18 protein-coding genes are annotated in these 18,338 nt (G+C 70.4%); 5 read left to right on the top strand and 13 right to left on the bottom strand.

Annotation, left to right across the window (positions count from 1 at the left end; all coding sequences use genetic code 11):
• Positions 1 to 168: 168 nt before the first annotated feature.
• The 4 genes from GGR24_RS07410 to GGR24_RS07395 all read right to left on the bottom strand — a co-directional run bounded on the left by GGR24_RS07410 (position 169) and on the right by GGR24_RS07395 (position 6,622).
• The gene (locus GGR24_RS07410) at positions 169 to 558 is read right to left on the bottom strand and encodes a c-type cytochrome (RefSeq protein WP_183394710.1); all 390 of its coding nucleotides are present in this window, start codon (positions 556 to 558) and stop codon (positions 169 to 171) included.
• 135 nt (positions 559 to 693) lie between these two features.
• Complete coding sequence (locus tag GGR24_RS07405) at positions 694 to 1,752, bottom strand: acyltransferase family protein (protein ID WP_183394709.1); 1,059 nt, start codon at positions 1,750 to 1,752, stop codon at positions 694 to 696.
• Positions 1,753 to 1,863: 111 nt separating this feature from the next.
• Positions 1,864 to 5,217 (bottom strand): calcium-binding protein, encoded by a 3,354-nt coding sequence (locus GGR24_RS07400; RefSeq protein ID WP_183394708.1) that lies wholly within the window; start codon positions 5,215 to 5,217, stop codon positions 1,864 to 1,866.
• 121 nt (positions 5,218 to 5,338) lie between these two features.
• Complete coding sequence (locus GGR24_RS07395) at positions 5,339 to 6,622, bottom strand: MFS transporter (protein ID WP_183394707.1); 1,284 nt, start codon at positions 6,620 to 6,622, stop codon at positions 5,339 to 5,341.
• A gap of 120 nt (positions 6,623 to 6,742) precedes the next feature.
• On the opposite strand from GGR24_RS07395, the gene GGR24_RS07390 reads away from it, so the two are divergent.
• The 3 genes from GGR24_RS07390 to ada all read left to right on the top strand — a co-directional run bounded on the left by GGR24_RS07390 (position 6,743) and on the right by ada (position 9,250).
• Entirely contained in the window at positions 6,743 to 7,354 is a 612-nt protein-coding gene (locus GGR24_RS07390) for a sulfite oxidase-like oxidoreductase (protein WP_183394706.1), read from the top strand.
• Positions 7,351 to 8,085, top strand: a complete 735-nt coding sequence (locus GGR24_RS07385; RefSeq protein ID WP_183394705.1) for an FAD-binding oxidoreductase — start codon at positions 7,351 to 7,353, stop codon at positions 8,083 to 8,085. The genes GGR24_RS07390 and GGR24_RS07385 overlap by 4 nt, the downstream gene beginning before the upstream one ends.
• A gap of 94 nt (positions 8,086 to 8,179) precedes the next feature.
• A complete protein-coding gene (gene ada, locus GGR24_RS07380) occupies positions 8,180 to 9,250 on the top strand; it encodes a bifunctional DNA-binding transcriptional regulator/O6-methylguanine-DNA methyltransferase Ada (protein WP_183395195.1) in 1,071 nt (356 codons plus the stop codon).
• Positions 9,251 to 9,257: 7 nt separating this feature from the next.
• Here the strand turns inward: ada and GGR24_RS07375 are convergent, their stop codons facing one another.
• Complete coding sequence (locus GGR24_RS07375; RefSeq protein ID WP_183394704.1) at positions 9,258 to 9,434, bottom strand: hypothetical protein; 177 nt, start codon at positions 9,432 to 9,434, stop codon at positions 9,258 to 9,260.
• Positions 9,435 to 9,562: 128 nt separating this feature from the next.
• On the opposite strand from GGR24_RS07375, the gene GGR24_RS07370 reads away from it, so the two are divergent.
• Complete coding sequence (locus GGR24_RS07370; RefSeq protein ID WP_183394703.1) at positions 9,563 to 10,399, top strand: tetratricopeptide repeat protein; 837 nt, start codon at positions 9,563 to 9,565, stop codon at positions 10,397 to 10,399.
• A gap of 6 nt (positions 10,400 to 10,405) precedes the next feature.
• On the opposite strand, the gene GGR24_RS07365 is transcribed toward GGR24_RS07370, so the two are convergent.
• The 4 genes from GGR24_RS07365 to GGR24_RS07350 form a co-directional block, all read right to left on the bottom strand.
• Complete coding sequence (locus tag GGR24_RS07365; RefSeq protein ID WP_183394702.1) at positions 10,406 to 11,167, bottom strand: ABC transporter permease; 762 nt, start codon at positions 11,165 to 11,167, stop codon at positions 10,406 to 10,408.
• On the bottom strand, positions 11,164 to 12,087 hold the full coding sequence (locus GGR24_RS07360) for an ABC transporter ATP-binding protein (RefSeq protein WP_183394701.1): 924 nt from the start codon (positions 12,085 to 12,087) through the stop codon (positions 11,164 to 11,166). The genes GGR24_RS07365 and GGR24_RS07360 overlap by 4 nt, the downstream gene beginning before the upstream one ends.
• 82 nt (positions 12,088 to 12,169) lie before the next feature.
• Complete coding sequence (locus tag GGR24_RS07355; RefSeq protein WP_183394700.1) at positions 12,170 to 12,391, bottom strand: hypothetical protein; 222 nt, start codon at positions 12,389 to 12,391, stop codon at positions 12,170 to 12,172.
• Between the two features lie 115 nt (positions 12,392 to 12,506).
• Positions 12,507 to 13,880, bottom strand: coding sequence for a malonyl-CoA decarboxylase domain-containing protein (locus GGR24_RS07350; RefSeq protein WP_183394699.1), 1,374 nt, complete (start codon positions 13,878 to 13,880; stop codon positions 12,507 to 12,509).
• Between the two features lie 161 nt (positions 13,881 to 14,041).
• Between GGR24_RS07350 and GGR24_RS07345 the strand changes: the two genes are divergently transcribed.
• Entirely contained in the window at positions 14,042 to 15,190 is a 1,149-nt protein-coding gene (locus GGR24_RS07345) for a 2OG-Fe(II) oxygenase (protein ID WP_183394698.1), read from the top strand.
• A 25-nt stretch (positions 15,191 to 15,215) separates the two neighbouring features.
• On the opposite strand, the gene GGR24_RS07340 is transcribed toward GGR24_RS07345, so the two are convergent.
• The 4 genes from GGR24_RS07340 to ispH all read right to left on the bottom strand — a co-directional run bounded on the left by GGR24_RS07340 (position 15,216) and on the right by ispH (position 18,256).
• Entirely contained in the window at positions 15,216 to 15,662 is a 447-nt protein-coding gene (locus GGR24_RS07340) for a hypothetical protein (RefSeq protein ID WP_183394697.1), read from the bottom strand.
• 65 nt (positions 15,663 to 15,727) lie between these two features.
• Positions 15,728 to 16,222, bottom strand: coding sequence for a ribonuclease HI (gene rnhA, locus GGR24_RS07335; RefSeq protein ID WP_183394696.1), 495 nt, complete (start codon positions 16,220 to 16,222; stop codon positions 15,728 to 15,730).
• A complete protein-coding gene (locus GGR24_RS07330) occupies positions 16,219 to 17,187 on the bottom strand; it encodes a homoserine kinase (RefSeq protein ID WP_183394695.1) in 969 nt (322 codons plus the stop codon). Before GGR24_RS07330 ends, rnhA begins: the two co-directional genes overlap by 4 nt.
• A gap of 112 nt (positions 17,188 to 17,299) precedes the next feature.
• Entirely contained in the window at positions 17,300 to 18,256 is a 957-nt protein-coding gene (gene ispH / locus GGR24_RS07325; protein ID WP_183395194.1) for a 4-hydroxy-3-methylbut-2-enyl diphosphate reductase, read from the bottom strand.
• Positions 18,257 to 18,338: the final 82 nt, after the last annotated feature.

Raw genomic sequence — 18,338 nt, 5'->3', positions numbered from 1 at the left:
CCGGTAGCTATAGGACATTCGGTCCTATTGCGAAGATGTGATGACCTCAAAATTTTTCGGATTCCAGGGAGACAAAACGCCGCCCCAGGGCCGACGCGGTATGATGGCACCCCATTTCCTCGGTAACATGATACGTTGGTCGAAGCCGTGGCGAGAGGGCGGTCTTGGCTAATTCGGAAAGGCCGCGCTCGCGTTGTCCTTGGAGAGCGGCGCGTCGCCGGGCGCGACCCCGTTCTTCGACAGGATGTAAGCCGTGATCGGGTCAAGCTGGTCGTCCGCCAGCGAACGAGGAGCCGTCGGCGGCATCGTGGCGTGGATGTAGTCGCGGAGCTCGGCGACGGGCTTGCCGGCCCATTTCTGCTTGAACGCGTCGCCGATCAGCGCCGTCCCCTGTCCGCCTTCGAGGTTGGGCCGGTGGCAGGTGGCGCAGTGGTTGTTGAACTTCGTTTTGCCGTCAGCGGCCTGCTGTTCTGTGAACGGCCCAGGTTCGGCTGAGGCCGCGCCCCCGCCCAGCGCGACGATCATGATCAGTCCCGATAGCAAAGCCTGACGCTTCATCTCGCGTTCTCCACCCTTGTCTTCGCGCCGCCGCAGGAGGACCTAGCGCGGACTCTCGGGATGCGAAGGCTCAGGCCGAACGTCTTGGACTTATTGCGACCGCCCGCGCCGGCTCGCCGGCGGGAGCGCCCGTGCTCATCTCGCCGGCTGCAGGCGCGTTTCGGGCGATGGGCGCGGCCGGTCGATGTGGAACGCCCTAGGTCGCACGAACAGGAACGTGCCCCAGCCGGAGCGCATCACGGCCCAGTGCAGCGCGAGCGGCCCGACGACGCCAGCGATCGTCACGATGAGCGAGATCCACCCGACGTCCTGGATGACGCCCGACTTGATCAGCACGGCGCGGGTCGCGGCCATCGGCAGGAAGAAGGCCAGATAGACCGCGATAGAGCGTTCGCCCGCATAACGGAGCGGCTCCGCGGCCGTCGCGTCCGCGATCAGCGCGGCGGCGGCGACGATCGCGAGCGCCCCCGCGGTCCCGAGCGCGAGGCTCACGCCCGGCAGCGTGGCCACGCCCGCGAACACCGCTGCGCCGTTGATCAGCGCCCAGACCGCAAGGCCCAGCAGCGTGAGCCCGCGATGCTCGCGCGCCCAGTCGGCGATCCTGAAGATCGCGGACGCCCCGTACCAGCCAAGCAGCACATAGAACAGGCGCGCGCAGAACTCGTCCGGGACCATCCAGCCGGTGTGGATCTGGAGCGACTCCAGCAGCGCCGCGAAGCCGAGCGTCAGCCACCACGGCGCGCGTCGCACGAGCTTCGCGAACACGAAGAAGATCGGCAGCAGGTAGATGAACCAGAGCGTGCCGAACGGGTCGATCAGCGACAGCAGGAACTGGTGCAGGACGGCGCCCGCGCCTTCGTCCAGCGCGATCCCCGGCCATTTGAACGCGCCCTGGATCACCAGCCAGAGGAGGTAGAAGTAGGCGAAGTGCACGACCTTGCGGTCGAGATACAGCCGCCAGTCGCGGTCGATCACGAGCGCGAGGAACAGGCCCGAGATCATGAAGAAATCGGGCATGCGGAACGGCCGCGCGAACGCGACCGCGTAGTGCATGAAGCCTTCCGCGCCCGCCGCCTTCTCGACGCCCAGGGTGGAGTGCATCATCACCACCATGACGATGCAGATGCCCTTCGCGACGTCGACCCAGTCGACGCGCGGCTTGGGCGCGGAGGGCGCGCGCAGGGTGGCGGTCATCTTCGCCGACTTTCCCGAGAGTTTCCTTGATGCAGGATACGCTCAGAACCATACGCGAAGGTGAAGGCCAACCGCCACGAGGCCGGCCTCGCCCTAAGACGTTCTTAATCCTCAGACGACGGTGAAATCGGCCGCAGTGAGCGCGGCATGGTTGTCGAGGATGGCGAAGCGGACGGCCGCGTAGGTCCCGCCGGCGCCGTCGCGGTCGAAGAACAGCGAGCCGGACGCCTGATCGTAGATGATGCGGTCGTCGGCGTCGTGCGCGGCGGTTCCGGCATAGAACGCGCCGGCCTGGAGCGCCCCGGCCGCAAGCCCCTTGAAGACGCCGTTCTCCAGCCGGAACGAGTCATCGGCCGCGATGAAATCGGTGATGTGGTCGACATTCGAGGCGCCGAGCGCGGTCGCGAACGAGAAGGTGTCCTGCCCGCCGCCGCCCGTCAGGGTGTCCGCGCCTTTCCAGCCGTCGAGAACGTTGGCGCCCGAATTCCCGACCAGGCCGTTCGCAAGGTTGTTGCCGACCCCGTCCGCCGCGCCGTTCGAGGTCAGGACGAGTCGCTCGACATACTGGCCGGCGAGCGAGAACGACACGGACGAATGGACCTGATCGAACCCCTGGCCGTTCGCCTCGATCACCCGGTCGTCAAGCGAGTCGACTGTGTAGACGTCGTCGCCGGCGCCCCCCTCCATGGTGTCGGCGCCCCGTCCGCCGTCGAGAGTGTTGGCGCCCGAGTTGCCGACGAGCACGTTGGCGAGGCTGTTGCCGGTCGCGGAGCCGTCGTCGTCGCCGGTCAGCGTCAGGTTCTCGATGTACTGGCCGGCAAGCGAGTAGGAGACGGTGCTGAACACCTGATCGAAGCCGTCGCCGTTCGACTCGAGCGCCCGGTCTTCGAGATTCTGGACGTAATAGGTGTCGTCCCCGGCGCCGCCTCTGAGGATGTTCACGCCGGCGTTGCCCGTCAGCACGTTGTGGAGCGAGTTGCCGGTGGCGTCGACGCTGGCCGAGCCGGTGAGCGTCAGGGCTTCGACGAACTGTCCCTTGAGCGAGTAGGTCACCGACGAGAACACCGTGTCGTAGCCGGCGACATTGGCCTCGATCACGCGGTCGCCGGCGTTCTGGACATAGTAGGTGTCGCCGCCGGCCCCGCCCTGCATCGTGTCGGCTCCCGTGCCGCCGTCGATGACGTTGGCGCCGCTGTTGCCGATGATCCGGTTGTCCTGGCTGTTGCCGGTCGCGTTGACGTCCGCGGTCCCGGTCAGCGTCAGCCGTTCGACATACTGTCCGGTCAGCGCGAAGCTGACGCTGCTGTAGACGAGGTCGGTTCCGGCGCCCTTGGCCTCGACGACCCTGTCGCCCGAATGATCCACGTAATAGACGTCGTTGCCGACGCCGCCCTCCATTCGATCCGCGCCGCCGCCGCCGTCGAGCGTGTCCGCGCCGCCGAGGCCGAGCAGCGTGTTGGCCCCGTCGTTGCCGGTGATGCGGTTGTTGAGCTCGTTCCCGGTTCCCCTGAGGTTCGCCGCGCCCGTCAGCGTCAGGTTCTCGAGGAAGTCGCCGAGGGTCCAGTCGACCGAGGATTGCACGAGGTCGACCCCGGTCTCGGCCGTCTCGCCGAGGATCTGGTCGTTCAGGCTGTCGACCACATAGGTGTCGTTCCCCTGGTCGCCATACATGCGGTCGTCGCCGGCGCCGCCGTCGAGCGAGTCGTTCCCGGTTCCGCCGTAGAGATAGTCCGCGCCTCCGGCCGCGAAGATGCTGTCATTGTCCGCGCCGCCGCTGAGGTTCCAGTCGGCGACCTCGGAGCCGCGGATCACGTCGTCGCCGTCGTCGCCCGCGGCGTAGTCGCTGTCGCCCGAAACGATGATGAGGTCGTCGTCCGCGCCGCCGGACAGATAGTCGACGCCGACGCCGCCGATCAGCGTGTCGTTCCCGCCCTCGCCATTGACGCCGTCGCCCTCGCCGCCGCCGCCGTCCAGCCTGTCGTCGCCCTCGCCGCCGTTCAGCGTGTCGACGAGCGCGCCGCCGGTCACCACGTCGTCGCCGGCGCCGCCGTCGAAGTCGATGCGCTCGATCCCGACGATGCGCGTGCCGTCCGCCAGAACCTGCACGGCGTTCGGGCTCGCGATCGAGAAGGTCAGGCCGATGTCGCTGTCGCGGGCGAAATAGAGGATGTCCGTGCCGGCGCCGCCGTCGATCGTGTCCGCGCCGTCGCCGGCCCGGACCGTGATGCGGTCGTCGCCGCCGCCGCCTGAAACGCTGTCGCTTCCGGTCCCGCCCTCGATGTAGTCGAGCCCGCCGCTGCCGACGATCGTGTCGTTGTCCTCGTCGCCATAGGCGTAGTCGCCGTCGGCGCTCATCTGGATGCGGTCGTTCCCGGTCCCGCCATAGAGATAGTCGTAGCCGGAGGTGCCGATCAGGCTGTCCGCCCCGGCGTCGCCATAGACGTTGTCGTAGTCGCCGCCCGAACCGCCGCCGCTTAGCGTGTCGGCGCCTTCGCCGCCATGCAGCCGATCGGTCAGATTGCCGCCGATGACGCTGTCATTGCCCGCGCCGCCGGTGAAGTCGATCTGCTCGAAACGGATCAGGCGCGTGCCGTCGGCGAGCGTCTGCAGCGTCGCCGGGCTGGCGAGGCTGATGCTGAGGCCGACCAGAGAGGCGGTGCGGTCGAAGGACAGACGGTCGACGCCCGCGCCGCCGTCGATGCTGTCATAGCCGTCGTCGAACCGGACGTAGACGTAGTCGTCATTGGCCCCGGCGTCGATCGTGTCGTTGCCGGCGTCGCCATAGATCTGGTCCTGGCCGCCGCCGGCCGCGATCACGTCGTTGCCGGTCCCGCCATAGAGGTAGTCGTCGCCCGCGCCGCCATAGAGCGTGTCCCGGTCGGCGCCGCCGTCGAGCGTGCCATAGACCGCCGATCCGAGCCGCAGGACGTCGTCGCCGTCATTGCCGCGCAGCGCGTCGTTGCCGCCCGCGCCGCCGGACAGGCTGTCGTTCCCGCCCCCGCCCGAGAGATTGTCCGAATAGGCGCCGCCCACGACGGTGTCGTCGCCGCCGCCGCCGGTGAAACTCAGGACCTCGATCCGCACGATGGTCGTGCCGTCCGGCAGGCGCTGCATGACCTGCGGGTCGCTGATGTTGAGCGTGATGTCGGCGGTCGTGCTGCCGGCGTCGAGATAGAGCCGGTCGACGCCGGCGCCGCCGTCGATCACGTCGGCGCCGGTCTCGTAGCTGTAGACCGAGAAGTCGTCGCCGCCGTCGCCGCCGAGCATGGTGTCGGCGCCGGCGCCGCCATAAAGGTCGTCGTCGCCCAGGCCGCCGATCAGCGAGTCGTCGTCATTGCCTCCGGAGAGGATGTCGTCGCCGCCGAGCCCGTTGAGCGTATCGTTCCCGCCCAATCCGTAAAGGCTGTCATAGTCGTCGCTGGCGGTCGGGCTGTCGTTCCCTGTCGTTCCCGGGAAGTAGACCATGACTGAGCCCCGCCTGCACAGATCATGATCACCCGATCATCTTTGGCCCTGCGCAGCGGTACTATGGAGGGGATGCCCCGTCTCCGGCATCCGTAAGACAACGTAGAGCGGAGCGAGCCGGTCAGCGCGCCTGCGCCTCGAGGCGCACGGCGCCGGAGAGCGCGCGCCACATCAGCGGGGCGCCCGCGAGCGACAGCGCGCCGACCAGGCCGATCAGCGTCGACGTCGACAAGCCGGCCGCCTGAAGCCCGATGAGGATCAGAGAGCCGCCGACGATGAAGGCGGCGTTCAGCACGTTGTTGGCGGCGATCACGCGGGCGCGGTGGTCTTCCCCGGCCTCGGCCTGAAGGAACGCGAAGGCCGGCACCACAAACAGGCCGCCGCCAGCCGCGATGCCGAGCAGGTCGGCCACGATCCGCAGGTCGGCCGCGGAGCGCAGGAAGTCGCTCCACCCGACCGACGTCGCGGCCGGCGCCATGCCGGCTGTCGCGAAGGCGAGGTCGAGCGAGAAGACGCCGACGAGCGCGCCGCCGACCGGCGTCAGCCCGAGCCGGATGCGCCGCCGGCTGAGCTGCGCCGCCGCCAGAGATCCGATCGCGATGCCGACCGTGAACACCACGAGGAACAGCGTGACGAGGCTCTCGCGGCCGCCGAGCGGGTCCTTCACCAGCGGCGGCAGCAGCGACAGCACCACGGCCCCGACCAGCCAGAAGCAGCTGACCGCGATCGCGCCCGTCCAGAGGCGCGGCTGGCGCTTCAGGTCCCGCAGCAGCGCGGCGGTGCTGCGGGCGATGTTGGGGTCGATCCGCAGGCCCGGCGCGCGCTCGCCGCTCGGCGGGATCCTGGTCGAGAACACATAGGCCAGCAGCGAGACCACGAGCGTCACGGCCGCGATCGCCCACGGGCTCGCCTCGGCCACCATGATGCCGCCGCCCACCGTGCCGGCGAGAATCGCCAGGAAGGTCGCGCTTTCGATCAGCGCGTTGCCGGCGACCAGTTCGTCGCGCGCCAGATGATCGGGCAGGATGCCGTACTTCACGGGGCCGAACAGCGCCGAGAGGCAGCCGGTCAGGAACAGCGCCAGGAACAGCAGCGGCGCCGAGGCGATCAGGAAGCCGACAGCGGCGATCAGGGCCACGCCGATCTCGCCGGCCTTGGTCGCGCGCGCCACCCGCGCCTTGTCGTAACGGTCGGCGAGCTCCCCGCCGAGCGCGGAGAGCACGAAGAACGGCAGGATGAACAGCGCGCCCGCGAGCGTCACCAGCATCGGGCCGCTCGACCCGCCGAGCTGGAACAGGATCAGGATCGCCAAGGCGTTCTTGATGAAATTGTCGTTGAAGGCCGCAAACAGCTGGCAGGCGAACAGAGGCGCGAAGCGGCGCGAGCGAAGCAGGGTGAGCAACATTGAGGGTTCCGGCCCGGAGCGCAGGCCGCATGGTCTCCGGCGCGCGGGCGCGCAGGTCAAGCGCCGCTTGCCTTGGGAACGCCTGCGGCTAGTCTCCTCCCGGGCGATGGAGGCAGGCGGATGGCCACGCGAGGTTTCGGGGGACGGCGCACGCCGGCGGACGTCGCCTCACGCATTCCGCCCGGTCAGGCGCTGACGACCGGGTTTCCGGTGCTGTCGGCCGGGCCGACGCCGCGCGTCAAGCTGGCCGAGTGGTCCTTCACCCTCAAGGTCGGCCCGCGCCCGCTGGTGAAGTGGGACTGGGACGCCTTCAACGCGCTGCCGCGCACGCGCATCACGCGCGACATCCATTGCGTGACGACCTGGTCCAAGCTCGACACCGACTGGGAGGGCGTCACGATCGACGACCTGCTGGCCGCCGCCGGCTTCGCCGCGCCGCCGACGCCGTTCGTGCTGGCGCACGGCTTCGACGGCTACTCGACCAACGTGCCCTCGGCCGATCTGGTCGGCGGCAAGGCCATGGTGGCGCTGAGCTATGACGGCGCGCCGCTCGCGCCGGACCATGGCGGGCCGGCCCGCCTGCTGGTGCCGCATCTGTACTTCTGGAAATCCGCCAAGTGGCTGAGCGGCTTGCAGTTCACCGAGACCGACACCGCCGGGTTCTGGGAGCTGCGCGGCTACCACATGTATGGCGACCCCTGGCGCGAGCAGCGCTACCACGACGATCTGTGACCGCCCCGCTCGGCTGGCAGACCGCGCGCATCGCGGAGATCGTCCCGCGCGGCGCCCGGGTGAAGAGCTTCTTCCTCGCGCCGGAACGCCCGTTCGTCTTCAAGGCTGGCCAGCATGTCGACCTGCGGCTGACGGCCGAGGACGGCTACCAGGCTCGCCGCAGCTATTCGATCGCCTCCTCGCCCGGCCAGCCGGAGCGGCTCGAGCTTGCGGTCGAGAAGCTCGAGGACGGCGAGGTCTCGTCCTTCTTCCATGAGGTCGCGCAGGTCGGCGACGAGATCGAGCTGCGCGGCCCGATCGGCGGCCATTTCGTCTGGGACGTCGCAGACGGTGGGCCGCTGCTGCTCGTCGGGGCGGGATCCGGCGTCGCGCCCCTGATGGCGATGCTCCGCCACAGGGCCGACCAGGGAGCTGCGACGCCGGCGCTGCTGCTGCTCGCGAGCCGGAGCTGGGACGAGGCCCTGTTCCGGGACGAACTGATCGGCCTCGAGTCGCGACAGGACGGCTTCCGGCTCATGATCGCCACCAGCCGCGACGCGCCGCGTCGCGCGGGCGACCATGGCAGGCGCTTCGACCGGCCGATGGCGGCCGAGGCGCTCGCCGGGCTCCCCGAGGCGCCCCGGCACGTCTTCATCTGCGGCTCGAACGCGTTCGTGGAGGCCGCCGCGGGCGCCCTCCTGGACGAGGGCGTGGCGCCCGGGGTGATCCGAACCGAACGCTATGGCGGCTGAGGCCGCGGTTCGGTTTGACGGCAAGGACCGGAGCGCGCGCGGCGACCAGGCGCGCTATCGTCCGCCCTCGAAGCTTTGGGAGCAGGAGGCGACCATGGTCCTGACGACGGCTCGCGCCTTGACCGAGGAGGATCCGCGCTGGCGCGCCGTGGCCGCGCGCGACCGGCGCCAGGACGGCGCGTTCGTCTACGCCGTGCGCACCACGGGCGTCTATTGCCGACCGTCCTGTCCGGCCAGGCGCGCCAAGCCCGAGAACGTCTCGTTCTTCGCCGGCCCGGCGCAGGCGGCTCTGGCCGGCTTCCGCCCCTGCCGGCGCTGCGCGCCCGACGCCGGCGGCGTGGCCGAGACGGCCGCCGCGCGCGTGGCGCAGGCCTGCCGGACGCTTGAGGCCGCCGCCGACGAGCCGCCGGGTCTCGCCGCGCTGGCCCGGGAGGCGGGATTGAGCGCCTCGCGATTTCATCGGCTGTTCCGGTCCGTCACCGGCGTCACGCCGAAGGCCTATGCGGACGGGCTGCGGGCGGCCCGCCTGCGGGAGGTTCTGGGCGGCCGCGCGGGCTCGGTCACGGAGGCGATCTATGATGCCGGTTTCGGCTCGAGCGGACGGTTCTACGAAGCCGCCGACCGGCTGCTCGGCATGACGCCGTCGCAATACCGGGCGGGCGGCGCGGGGGCCGAGATCCGTTACGCCGTCGCGGACTGTTGGCTCGGCAGCGTGCTCGCGGCGCAAAGCGAGCGGGGCGTCTGCGCCATCCTGCTGGGCGACGCGCCGGAGCCGCTCCTGGCCGAGCTTCGCGGCCGGTTCCCGGGCGCCGTCCTGTCCGAGGCGAGCGAGGACTTCGCCGCCGTGACGGCGCGGGTCGTGGCGCTCGTCGAGCGACCCTCGGACGGGTTCGACCTGCCGCTCGACATCCGCGGCACCGTCTTCCAGCAGCGGGTCTGGGCGGCGCTCGCCGCCGTCCCGGCGGGCGAAACGGTGAGCTACGCCGAACTCGCCCGCCGCACGGGCGCCCCGCAGGCGGTGCGGGCGGTGGCGGGCGCCTGCGCGGCGAACGCGCTCGCGGTCGCGATTCCGTGCCACCGCGTCCTGCGCAGCGACGGCGGGCTCTCGGGCTATCGTTGGGGGGCGGACAGGAAGCGCGCGCTGCTCGACCGGGAGCGCGGCTGAGGCTCGCTCAGCGGTTGAGGTAGAACAGCACCAGCATCGAGTACACCAGTCCGGCGCCCCCGAAGAACCAGCCGATATGCACCTGCGGCGTGGTGGTGGACAGCAGGAAGGCGACCGAGAACAGCACCGCCATCAGGGCAAGCGCCGCCAGCAGCTCGAGCGCGTTTCGGATCATTGGCGGCATAGTGAGCACCCCGGTAAGCCGCGGGCGAGAATGGCGCCAGCGAGCGGCCTTGGCCATATCCGGAACCGGCTGGCGACGGCGGCCCCGCGTCGCGCTAGCATGGACCCGACCGTTTCCCGGGAGCGTTCGTGATCCGGATCCTGATCCTCGTCGTGCTGATCGTCGCCGCCCTCGGCCTGACCGATTCCCGTCAGCGGATCGGCCGGGCCTTGTTCGACGCCGGTTTGCCGCGGGTCGGGGCGTTCGTTCTGGGCGGGGCCGCATGGAACGGCGCGGCGCTCTACGAGCGCGGCCGTTACGCCGAAGCCGCCGAGGCCTTCCGCCAGGCCGACTTCCCCGGACAGGCTTACGACCTGGGGACGGCGCTGGCCCGCGCCGGCCGGCTGAAGGAGGCGGTCGAGGCTTTCGACGAGGCGCTGAGCCGCGATCCCAACGACGAGGACGCCCGGTACAACCTCGCCCTGGTCGAGTCGCTGATCCGCGTCAGGCGCGGCGATGGACCGGACGCGCGGAACGGCGCGCAGGCCGCGGCGACCGAGAACAAGCGCGGCGGCGACGCGCCGGCGGCCGCCGAGAACGACGTCGAGTCCGAGGGTCAGGGAGCGGCCGGCGATCGCGACTCCGGCAAGCAGGCGGAGGGAGCCGGATCGAGCAAGGCCTTCCGGGTCAGCCGCGGCGATCAGGGAAGCGCCTCCTCCCGGGCCGGCAAGGCGACCGGCTCGATCGGCGCGGCGCAGGGGCCGGGGCGCACCGGCGACGCCTCCATGAACGTCGCGCGCCAGACGTCCGATCAGCCGGCGCTCCACAGCGACAGCATCATGTACAAGACCGTCTACGCGTCGCGGCAGTGGCTCGAGACGTTGCCGGACGACCCCGGGGTCTACATCCGCCGGCGCTTCGAGCAGGAGCGCGAAGCCCGCCGCGAGCAGGGCCGCGCCGCGCCGGAGATGACCGACCCCTGGTGAGGCCGGTCAGGCCTTCAGGCGGTATCCGGTCTTGAAGATCCAGCGCACCGCGAGCAGGCAGGCGACCAGGAACACCAGCGTCATGCCCAGGCTGATCCCGACCCCGAGGTCGGAGCGGCCATAGAAGCTCCAGCGGAAGCCGCTCACCAGATAGACCACCGGGTTGAACAGCGTGACGCCGCGCCAGAACGGCGGCAGCATGTCGATCGAGTAGAAGCTCCCGCCCAGGAAGGTGAGCGGGGTGACGATCAGCAGCGGCACCAGCTGCAGCTTCTCGAAGCCATCCGCCCAGATGCCGATGATGAAGCCGAACAGGCTGAAGGTCACGGCCGTCAGGACGAGGAACGAGATCATCCAGATCGGGTGCTGGATCTGCAGCGGCACGAACAGCGCGGCGGTCGCCAGGATGATCAGGCCGAGCAGGATCGATTTGCTGGCCGCGGCCCCGACATAGGCGATCACGATCTCAACGTAGGAGACCGGCGCCGACAGCACTTCGTAGATCGTGCCCGAGAAGCGCGGGAAGTAGATGCCGAAGGCCGCGTTCGAGATGCTCTGCGTCAGCAGCGAGAGCATGATCAGGCCCGGAACGATGTAGGCCCCGTACGGGACGCCGTCGATCTCCTGGATGCGCGAGCCGATCGCCGCGCCGAACACCACGAAATAGAGCGAGGTCGACAGCACCGGCGACACGATGCTCTGCAGCAGCGTGCGCCAGGCGCGGGCCATCTCGAACAGGTAGATCGCCTGGATGGCGCGGAAGTTCATCGGCGGGCCCTCACCAGGTCCACGAAGATTTCTTCGAGCGAGCTCTGCCGCGTCTGCAGGTCGCTGAAGCGGATGCCGGCGGCTGCGAGATCGGTCAGCAGGCCCGTGATGCCCGTGCGCTCGGCCTTGGTGTCGTAGGTGTAGACCAGCGAGCAGCCGTCGTCGGCGAGTTCGAGGTTGTGCCCCTCGAGCCGCGGCGGAACGCGCGGCAGGGCTTCGGGAAGATTGAGGATCAGCTGCTTGCGGCCGAGCTTCGACATCAGCGCGGCCTTGTCCTCGGTCAGGATGATCTCGCCATTGCTGATGACGCCGACCCGGTCGGCCATCTCCTCGGCTTCCTCGATGTAATGGGTCGTCAGGATGATCGTGACGCCGGTCTCGCGCAGCGCCCGGACGAGCTCCCACATGTCGCGCCTGAGCTCGACGTCGACGCCGGCGGTCGGCTCGTCGAGGAACAGCACCCGCGGCTCATGCGCCAGCGCCTTGGCGATCAGCACGCGGCGCTTCATGCCGCCCGACAGCGTCAGGATCTTCGAATCGCGCTTCTCCCACAGCGACAGGTCGCGCAGGATCTTCTCGACATAGGCCGGGTTCTTGGGCTTGCCGAACAGGCCGCGGCTGAAATTGACGGTCGCCCAGACGGTCTCGAAATGGTCCGTCGTGAGCTCCTGCGGAACCAGGCCGATGGCCGACCGCGCCGCGCGGAAGTCCGAGACGATGTTGCGTCCCTCAACCTCGACGGTGCCCGAGCTGGCGTTGACGATGCCGCAGACGATGCTGATCAGCGTCGTCTTGCCCGCGCCGTTCGGACCGAGCAGCGCGAAGATCTCGCCGCGCTCGATGGCGAGGTTGACGCTCTTCAGCGCCTCGAAGCCCGAGGCGTAGGTCTTGGAGAGATTGGAGATGGAGATGACCGGCATGGCCGCGCAGATAGACGCGCGGCGCCGCTTCGTCCATGGCGCCGCGCGCGGATGACCGTTTGCGCCCGCGCATTGCCGGCGTTCAGGCCTCTTCGTCTTCCTCCGGGCGCAGCAGTTCGGCGAGCGCGGCGACCCGCGGAGCGGGCAGGGGACGGCCCTCGTTCAGCAGCGCTTCGTCGGCATTGAGCCAGGCCCAGGCTTCCGCAAGCTCCTCCGGCGTCGCCCCGGTCGCGACGATCTCCGCGACCAGAACGTCGTCGGCAGGGCCGATCACGCCGATCACGTCCTCACGCGTCATGGTCATTGGCGCCTCCTTGCTTGGGCGGCGGAGCGCGTCCGCTTCGCTCTCATGCGCCACGCCGCGCTTCACCGATCTGGGCGCCGCGCTAGGCGGCTGCAACCGTCCGGCGGAGTGGCGATCAGCTGGCGGGAAGCGCCGCCGGCTTGACCTCCGGGCTCCGCTGGCGGCGGGCGAGCCGACGCACGGAAGAGGAGGTCGCGACCTCGCCGCGGTCGAAGAACGCCTCGTGGTTGGCCTCGATCTTCTCCAGCTCGTAGAGGTAGTTGACCATCATGCCGTGCGCCTGCCGCATCGCCCGCGCCGAACGGTCCGCGAGGAAGTTGACGCGTTCAAGCCGCGCGCCATTGCCGAGGTGGAAGCGGGCGACCGGGTCGATCACGCCGCCGCGTCCGTTGCGGGCGTGCACCAGATACCAGGCGCAGGCGCGGCTCATCACCGGCCGCAGCCTCTCGGCCGCCTCCGGATCGTCCATCCAGCCGCGGTCGTCGAGAGCCGCGAGCAGCGCGCGATCCTCGGCGCCGAGCGCCTCGGAGTCCGGCGCCTCCCGCTCGCGCGCGAGCCAGGCGGCGAAGCCCGGAACCGGCGACAGCGTCACGAAGGTGGCGAGCTCCGGCAGATCGCGGCGGAGATCCTGCACGACCTGCTTGATCAGGAAATTGCCGAAGGAGACGCCGCGCAGCCCCTCCTGGCAGTTCGAGATCGAATAGAACACGGCGGCGCTCGCCTGCTCGGCGGGGATCGGGGCGCGCTCCGGCGACAGCACCTCGGCGACGGTCGCCGGCATGTCGGTCGTCAGCGCCACCTCGACGAAGATCAGCGGCTCGTCGACCAGCCGCGGATGGAAGAACGCGAAGCAGCGCCGGTCCGGCGGCTCGAGCCGCCGCCGCAGCTCCTCCCAGTCGCGGATCTCGTGCACCGCCTCGTAGCGGATGATCTTCTCCAGCACGCTCGCCGGCGAGGCCCAGTCGATCCGCCGCAGCACCAGGAAGCCGCGGTTGAACCACGAGCCGAACAGATGGGCGAAATCGTCGTCCACGACCGCGAGCCCGGGATCGTCGGCCTTCAGGGCGAGCAGCGCCTCGCGCATCCGCACCAGGGCCGCCATGCCGTCGGGCGCCGCGTTGAGCCGGCGGATCAGCTCCTGGCGGCGCGGCTCGGAGGCTTCGTGCAGCCGCTGGGCGGCCTTGGGCGTGGGCGCCGTCCGGTAGGCCTCGACGGCCGCGTCGAGCCGGTCGCGGCGCGGGCCGAAGTCGTCGAGCAGCATCGTCATGAACGCTCTTCGGTCGCCGTCCGGAAGGCCCGCCCAGCGATCGAGAATCTCCTGTGCGAGAGCGAGGCTCGACGCCTCGCCGCGGCTCGCCAGCAGCCGCTCGCAGAGCGCCGCCAGCGCGCCGCCTCGCCCGTCGTCCGGCGGCCCGGCGCGCGCGAGCAACCGGCGTCCGCGCTCAGCGATGGTCTGCAGAAGGTCGCCGAGGAAAGTGGCTTCGCTCACGATCGCGCCCCGATGCCCGCCTCTGTCTTCCGCATATGGCGAGCGCCGGCGCGCACGGAAGACCGCCGGCGGACATCGGCCGCCATTAGGGAGAACCCCAACTTTCGCCCCGCCGCCATCAGGCCCATCCTGGGACGCCGCGCCGCCCGCCGGGGAGCCCGATGTCCGAACCGCGATCGTTCGTCCTCCTTGCGCGCGGCGATCCCGCGCCATGGTTCTCGCAGCGGGCGACCGGCAATCCGCGCTACGCCTTCGACACCGCCGCCGGGCGCTACCTCGTGCTGTGCTTCTACGCGACGCTCGGCGATCCGCAGTCCCGCGCGACGCTCGACGCCGTGGAGGCGAACCTCGCGCTGTTCGACGACGTGCGCGCCTGCTTCTTCGGGGTCAGCCTCGACCCGCGCGACGAGGCGGAAGGCCGCGCCCGCATGCTGCTGCCGGGCCTGCGGCACGTCTTCGATTTCGACGGAATGGTGAGCCGGCTCTACGGCGCGATCCCGCGCGAAGCGCGGCCGGCCGACGGGCGCCTCGAGGCGCGCCGCTTCTGGCTCGTGCTCGACCCGATGATGCGCGTCGTCGCCAACATCCCGTTCGCCCCTGACGGTTCCGACCGGGCGCGCGTGTTCGACCTTCTCGCGGCGCTGCCGGAGCCGGCGCGCCATGCCGGCCTGGAGCTGCAGGCCCCGGTGCTGTTCCTGCCGGACGTGTTCGAGCCGGAGCTCTGCGGCCGCCTGATCGCGCATTACGAAGCGCGCGGCGGCCAGGAATCCGGCTTCATGCGGCAGATCGACGGCCGCACCGTCCCGATGCACGACGCCTCGCACAAGCGCCGCAAGGACGCCGAGATCGAAGATCCGGAACTGATCCGGATGATCCAGAGCCGCATCCGCCGCCGCGTGGCGCCGGAAATCCTCAAGGCGCACTGCTTCGTGGCGAACCGCATGGAGCGCTACATCGTCGGCTGCTATTCGGCCGAGGACGGCGGCCATTTTCGCGCCCACCGCGACAACACCACCTCGGGCACCGCGCATCGCCGCTTCGCGGTGTCGATCAACCTCAACGCCGATTTCGAGGGCGGCGAGCTGAGCTTTCCGGAGTTCGGCCCGCGCAGCTTCAAGCCGCCGGCCGGCGGCGCGGTGGTGTTCTCCTGCTCCTATCTGCACGCCGTCTCGCGCGTCACGCGCGGCGTGCGCTACGCCTTCCTGCCGTTCCTCTACGACGACGCGGCCGCCAAGATCCGCGAGCAGAACCGCGCGACGCTGGTGACGGAGGAGCCGCCTCCGGAGGAGGGCGCTCGGGGCGCCGCCTGATCGAAAGCGCGCGGCGGGGGCGTTCCTATTCAGCGACGAGCAAGCCCGACTTGCAGCCCACGGCGATGCACCCGCCGCCGCGCCGGTCGAACAAGGTCCATGCCGGATCGCCCTCGGCCGTCATGAAGGACGCGACGTGCAGATCGCCTTCGAGCGAGAGCAGCAGTTCGGGCAGGCGGCCGAATGTGGAGATGTCCGTGACGCGGAGCCCGACGAGGCGGGCGAAGATCGACGGCCACAGCGCCTCGTCGCTCCAGCTGCCGCACGCGATGGACCGGCCGTCCTCGATCCGCCAGCTCCACTCGATCATCAGCCCGAGTTCGCCTTCCGGTTCGCCAGGACGTCCGTCCCGCCGCGTCGTTGGCGTCAGCGAGCCGAATTCAAGGAACAGCGCAGAGCCATAGCCGCGCCAGGCATGCGAGACCGTGAGCCCGCGCGCCGCCGCGCGGAAATGTGCGATCCAGTCTTTCATCCGGCCGATGATGAAGGAGCGCGGAAATGCGGCAAGCGCCCGCCTACGGTCTCCGCCGCCCTGCGCTAGCGCTTCTTCTTGAACGGCGCCATGCCGGCGCGGGCGAGTTCGTCGGCGCGCTCGTTCTCGGGGTGGCCGGCGTGGCCCTTCACCCAGCGCCATTCGATGCGGTGGGTCTTGAGCGCCGCGTCGAGGCGCATCCACAGGTCCTGGTTCTTGACCGGCTTCTTGTCGGCGGTCTTCCAGCCGTTGCGCTTCCAGCCGGCGATCCATTTGGTCACGCCGTCGCGCAGATACTGGCTGTCGGTGTGGACCGCGACCGTGCAGGGCCGCGTCAGCGTCTCGAGCGCCGTGATGGCGGCGAGAAGCTCCATGCGGTTGTTGGTGGTGAGCGCCTCGCCGCCCGAAATCTCCTTCTCGGCCGCGCCGAAGCGCAGGATCGCGCCCCAGCCGCCGGGTCCGGGATTTCCCGAGCAGGCCCCGTCGGTGAAGATCTCGACCGCGCCCGGCGTGACCGGCGCGCCTTCGGGGGCCGCGAGCGGGGCGTCCGGCGCGCTCACGGCCGCCACCCGAAGGCGGAGGCGTCCGCCGCGCTCTGATGGAAGCGCAGCTTTTTCAGATATTCGAGCGGATCGAGCTTCTTGACCAAGGCGCCCGGCGGCGTGTCGAGCCAGTCGACCAGCCGGGTCAGCAGGAAGCGGATCGCGGCCCCGCGCGCGAGCGTCGGCAGCGCCGCGATCTCCTGCGGCAGGAACGGCCGCGCCGCGTGATAGGCCGACAGCAGCGCCTGCCCCTTGGTGACGTTGAAGGACTGGTCGGCCTCGAAGCACCAGGCGTTGAGGCAGATCGCGACGTCATAGGCGAAGGCGTCGTCGCAGGCGAAGTAGAAGTCGATCAGCCCCGACAGCTCGTCGCCGAGGAAGAACACATTGTTCGGGAACAGGTCGGCGTGGATCACGCCCTGCGGCAGGTCGAGCGCCGCGAAGGCCGGCTCCAGGAAATCGAGCTCGGCGGCGATCGCCGCGTCGAGCTCGGGCGCCACAGCCTGGCTGCGCCCGCGCGCGGCCTCCGCCATCGGCCGCCAGCCTTCGACCGAGAGCGCGTTCGGCCGCTTCAGCGGAAAGCCGCGTCCGGCCTCGTGCAGCCGGGCGAGCGCGGTCCCGAGCGCGGCGCAGTGCCGCGCCGTCGGCCGGCGGACCGAGACGCCCTCGAGGAAGGTGACGAGCGCGGCGGGCCGGCCGCACAGCTCGCGCAGCGCCAGGCCGTCGCGCGCCGCGACCGGCTGCGGGCAGGTGAGGCCGTTCGCCGACAGATGCTCCAGCAGGCCGAGGAAGAACGGCAGGTCGTCGCGGTTCACCCGCTTCTCGTAGAGCGTCAGGATGAAGCGGCCGCGCGTGGCGTCGAGCAGGTAGTTGGAGTTCTCGACGCCCTCCGCGATGCCCTTGAACGACACCACGTCGCCGATGTCGTAGGCGCGCAGGAAGGCCGCGAGCTCGTCATAGGGAACTTCGGTGTAGACGGCCATTCGGGACTCGGGCGGCGAGGGCGGGCGGAGGCTGCTTACGGTCTCGCCGGCCCGGCCGCAACGCCGCGGCCGCGCTTATCCCGGGCGGTGCGCCTCTGCGACCACGGCCGCCTCACTCGGCGGCCGGGCGAAGCTCCCTCGGAAGCGGGAAGAACACGTTCTCGTCCGCGGTCGAGACCGTCTCGACCTCGACGTCGTAGCGCGCCGCGAAGGCGTCGATGATCTCCTCGACCAGCACCTCCGGCGCGGACGCCCCGGCGGTGACGCCGAGCGTCCGGACGTGGCCGAACTCGCTCCAGTCGATGTCCTCGGCGCGCGCCACGAGCCGCGCCACCGGGCAGCCGGCGCGCTCCGCGACCTCGCGCAGCCGCTGCGAGTTCGACGAGTTCGCGGCCCCGACCACGATCAGTCCGTCGCATTGGGGCGCCACGCGCTTGACCGCCTCCTGCCGGTTGGTGGTGGCGTAGCAGATGTCCTCCTTGTGCGGCCCCACGACCGCCGGGAAGCGCGCCTTGAGCGCCGCCACGACGGCCGCGGTGTCGTCGATCGACAGCGTCGTCTGCGTCACATAGGCGAGCTCGCGTCCCTCCGGGACGGCGAGCGCGGCCACGTCGGCCTCGGTCTCGACCAGCAGCACCGCGCCCTCGGGCAGCTGGCCCATCGTGCCGACCACCTCGGGGTGGCCGGCATGGCCGATCAGGATCACCAGCCGGCCGCGGCGGAAATGCACCTCGGCCTCGCGGTGGACCTTGGTGACGAGCGGGCAGGTGGCGTCGATCGCGATCAGGTTGCGGGCGCGCGCCGCCTCCGGCACCGACTTCGCGACGCCGTGGGCGGAGAAAACCACCGGCGCGTCGCCGTCCGGGGCCTCGTCGAGCTCCTCGACGAACACCGCGCCCTTCCGCCTCAGCGCGTCCACCACATAGCGGTTATGCACGATCTCGTGCCGGACATAGACGGGCGGGCCGAACCGCTCCAGCGCGGCCTCCACGATGTCGATCGCCCGCACCACGCCGGCGCAGAAGCCGCGCGGCGCGCAAAGAAGAACCTTGAGGGGGGGCTTGGGCATCATCCGGAGCTCGCTCAGCTGGCGGCGCGTCTCGCCCGGTCGGCTGTCCGCGAAATGGCGACCCGGCCGGCGCGCTGTCAAG

This window comes from Hansschlegelia beijingensis, from assembly GCF_014196425.1.
Taxonomy (GTDB): Bacteria; Pseudomonadota; Alphaproteobacteria; order Rhizobiales; family Methylopilaceae; genus Methylopila; species Methylopila beijingensis.
The sequence above is the reverse complement of the archived record's forward strand: the minus strand, read 5'-3'. Positions and strand labels throughout refer to the sequence as shown.

Excerpts from the sequence above, each read along its gene's own strand:
- GGR24_RS07410 (WP_183394710.1), bottom strand. The coding sequence starts at position 558 with ATGAAGCGTCAGGCTTTGCTATCGGGACTGATCATGATCGTCGCGCTG.
- GGR24_RS07405 (WP_183394709.1), bottom strand. The coding sequence starts at position 1,752 with ATGACCGCCACCCTGCGCGCGCCCTCCGCGCCCAAGCCGCGCGTCGAC.
- GGR24_RS07400 (WP_183394708.1), bottom strand. The coding sequence starts at position 5,217 with ATGGTCTACTTCCCGGGAACGACAGGGAACGACAGCCCGACCGCCAGC.
- GGR24_RS07395 (WP_183394707.1), bottom strand. The coding sequence starts at position 6,622 with ATGTTGCTCACCCTGCTTCGCTCGCGCCGCTTCGCGCCTCTGTTCGCC.
- GGR24_RS07390 (WP_183394706.1), top strand. The coding sequence starts at position 6,743 with ATGGCCACGCGAGGTTTCGGGGGACGGCGCACGCCGGCGGACGTCGCC.
- ada (WP_183395195.1), top strand. The coding sequence starts at position 8,180 with ATGGTCCTGACGACGGCTCGCGCCTTGACCGAGGAGGATCCGCGCTGG.
- GGR24_RS07375 (WP_183394704.1), bottom strand. The coding sequence starts at position 9,434 with ATGCCGCCAATGATCCGAAACGCGCTCGAGCTGCTGGCGGCGCTTGCC.
- GGR24_RS07365 (WP_183394702.1), bottom strand. The coding sequence starts at position 11,167 with ATGAACTTCCGCGCCATCCAGGCGATCTACCTGTTCGAGATGGCCCGC.
- GGR24_RS07360 (WP_183394701.1), bottom strand. The coding sequence starts at position 12,087 with ATGCCGGTCATCTCCATCTCCAATCTCTCCAAGACCTACGCCTCGGGC.
- GGR24_RS07355 (WP_183394700.1), bottom strand. The coding sequence starts at position 12,391 with ATGACCATGACGCGTGAGGACGTGATCGGCGTGATCGGCCCTGCCGAC.
- GGR24_RS07345 (WP_183394698.1), top strand. The coding sequence starts at position 14,042 with ATGTCCGAACCGCGATCGTTCGTCCTCCTTGCGCGCGGCGATCCCGCG.
- GGR24_RS07340 (WP_183394697.1), bottom strand. The coding sequence starts at position 15,662 with ATGAAAGACTGGATCGCACATTTCCGCGCGGCGGCGCGCGGGCTCACG.
- GGR24_RS07330 (WP_183394695.1), bottom strand. The coding sequence starts at position 17,187 with ATGGCCGTCTACACCGAAGTTCCCTATGACGAGCTCGCGGCCTTCCTG.
- ispH (WP_183395194.1), bottom strand. The coding sequence starts at position 18,256 with ATGCCCAAGCCCCCCCTCAAGGTTCTTCTTTGCGCGCCGCGCGGCTTC.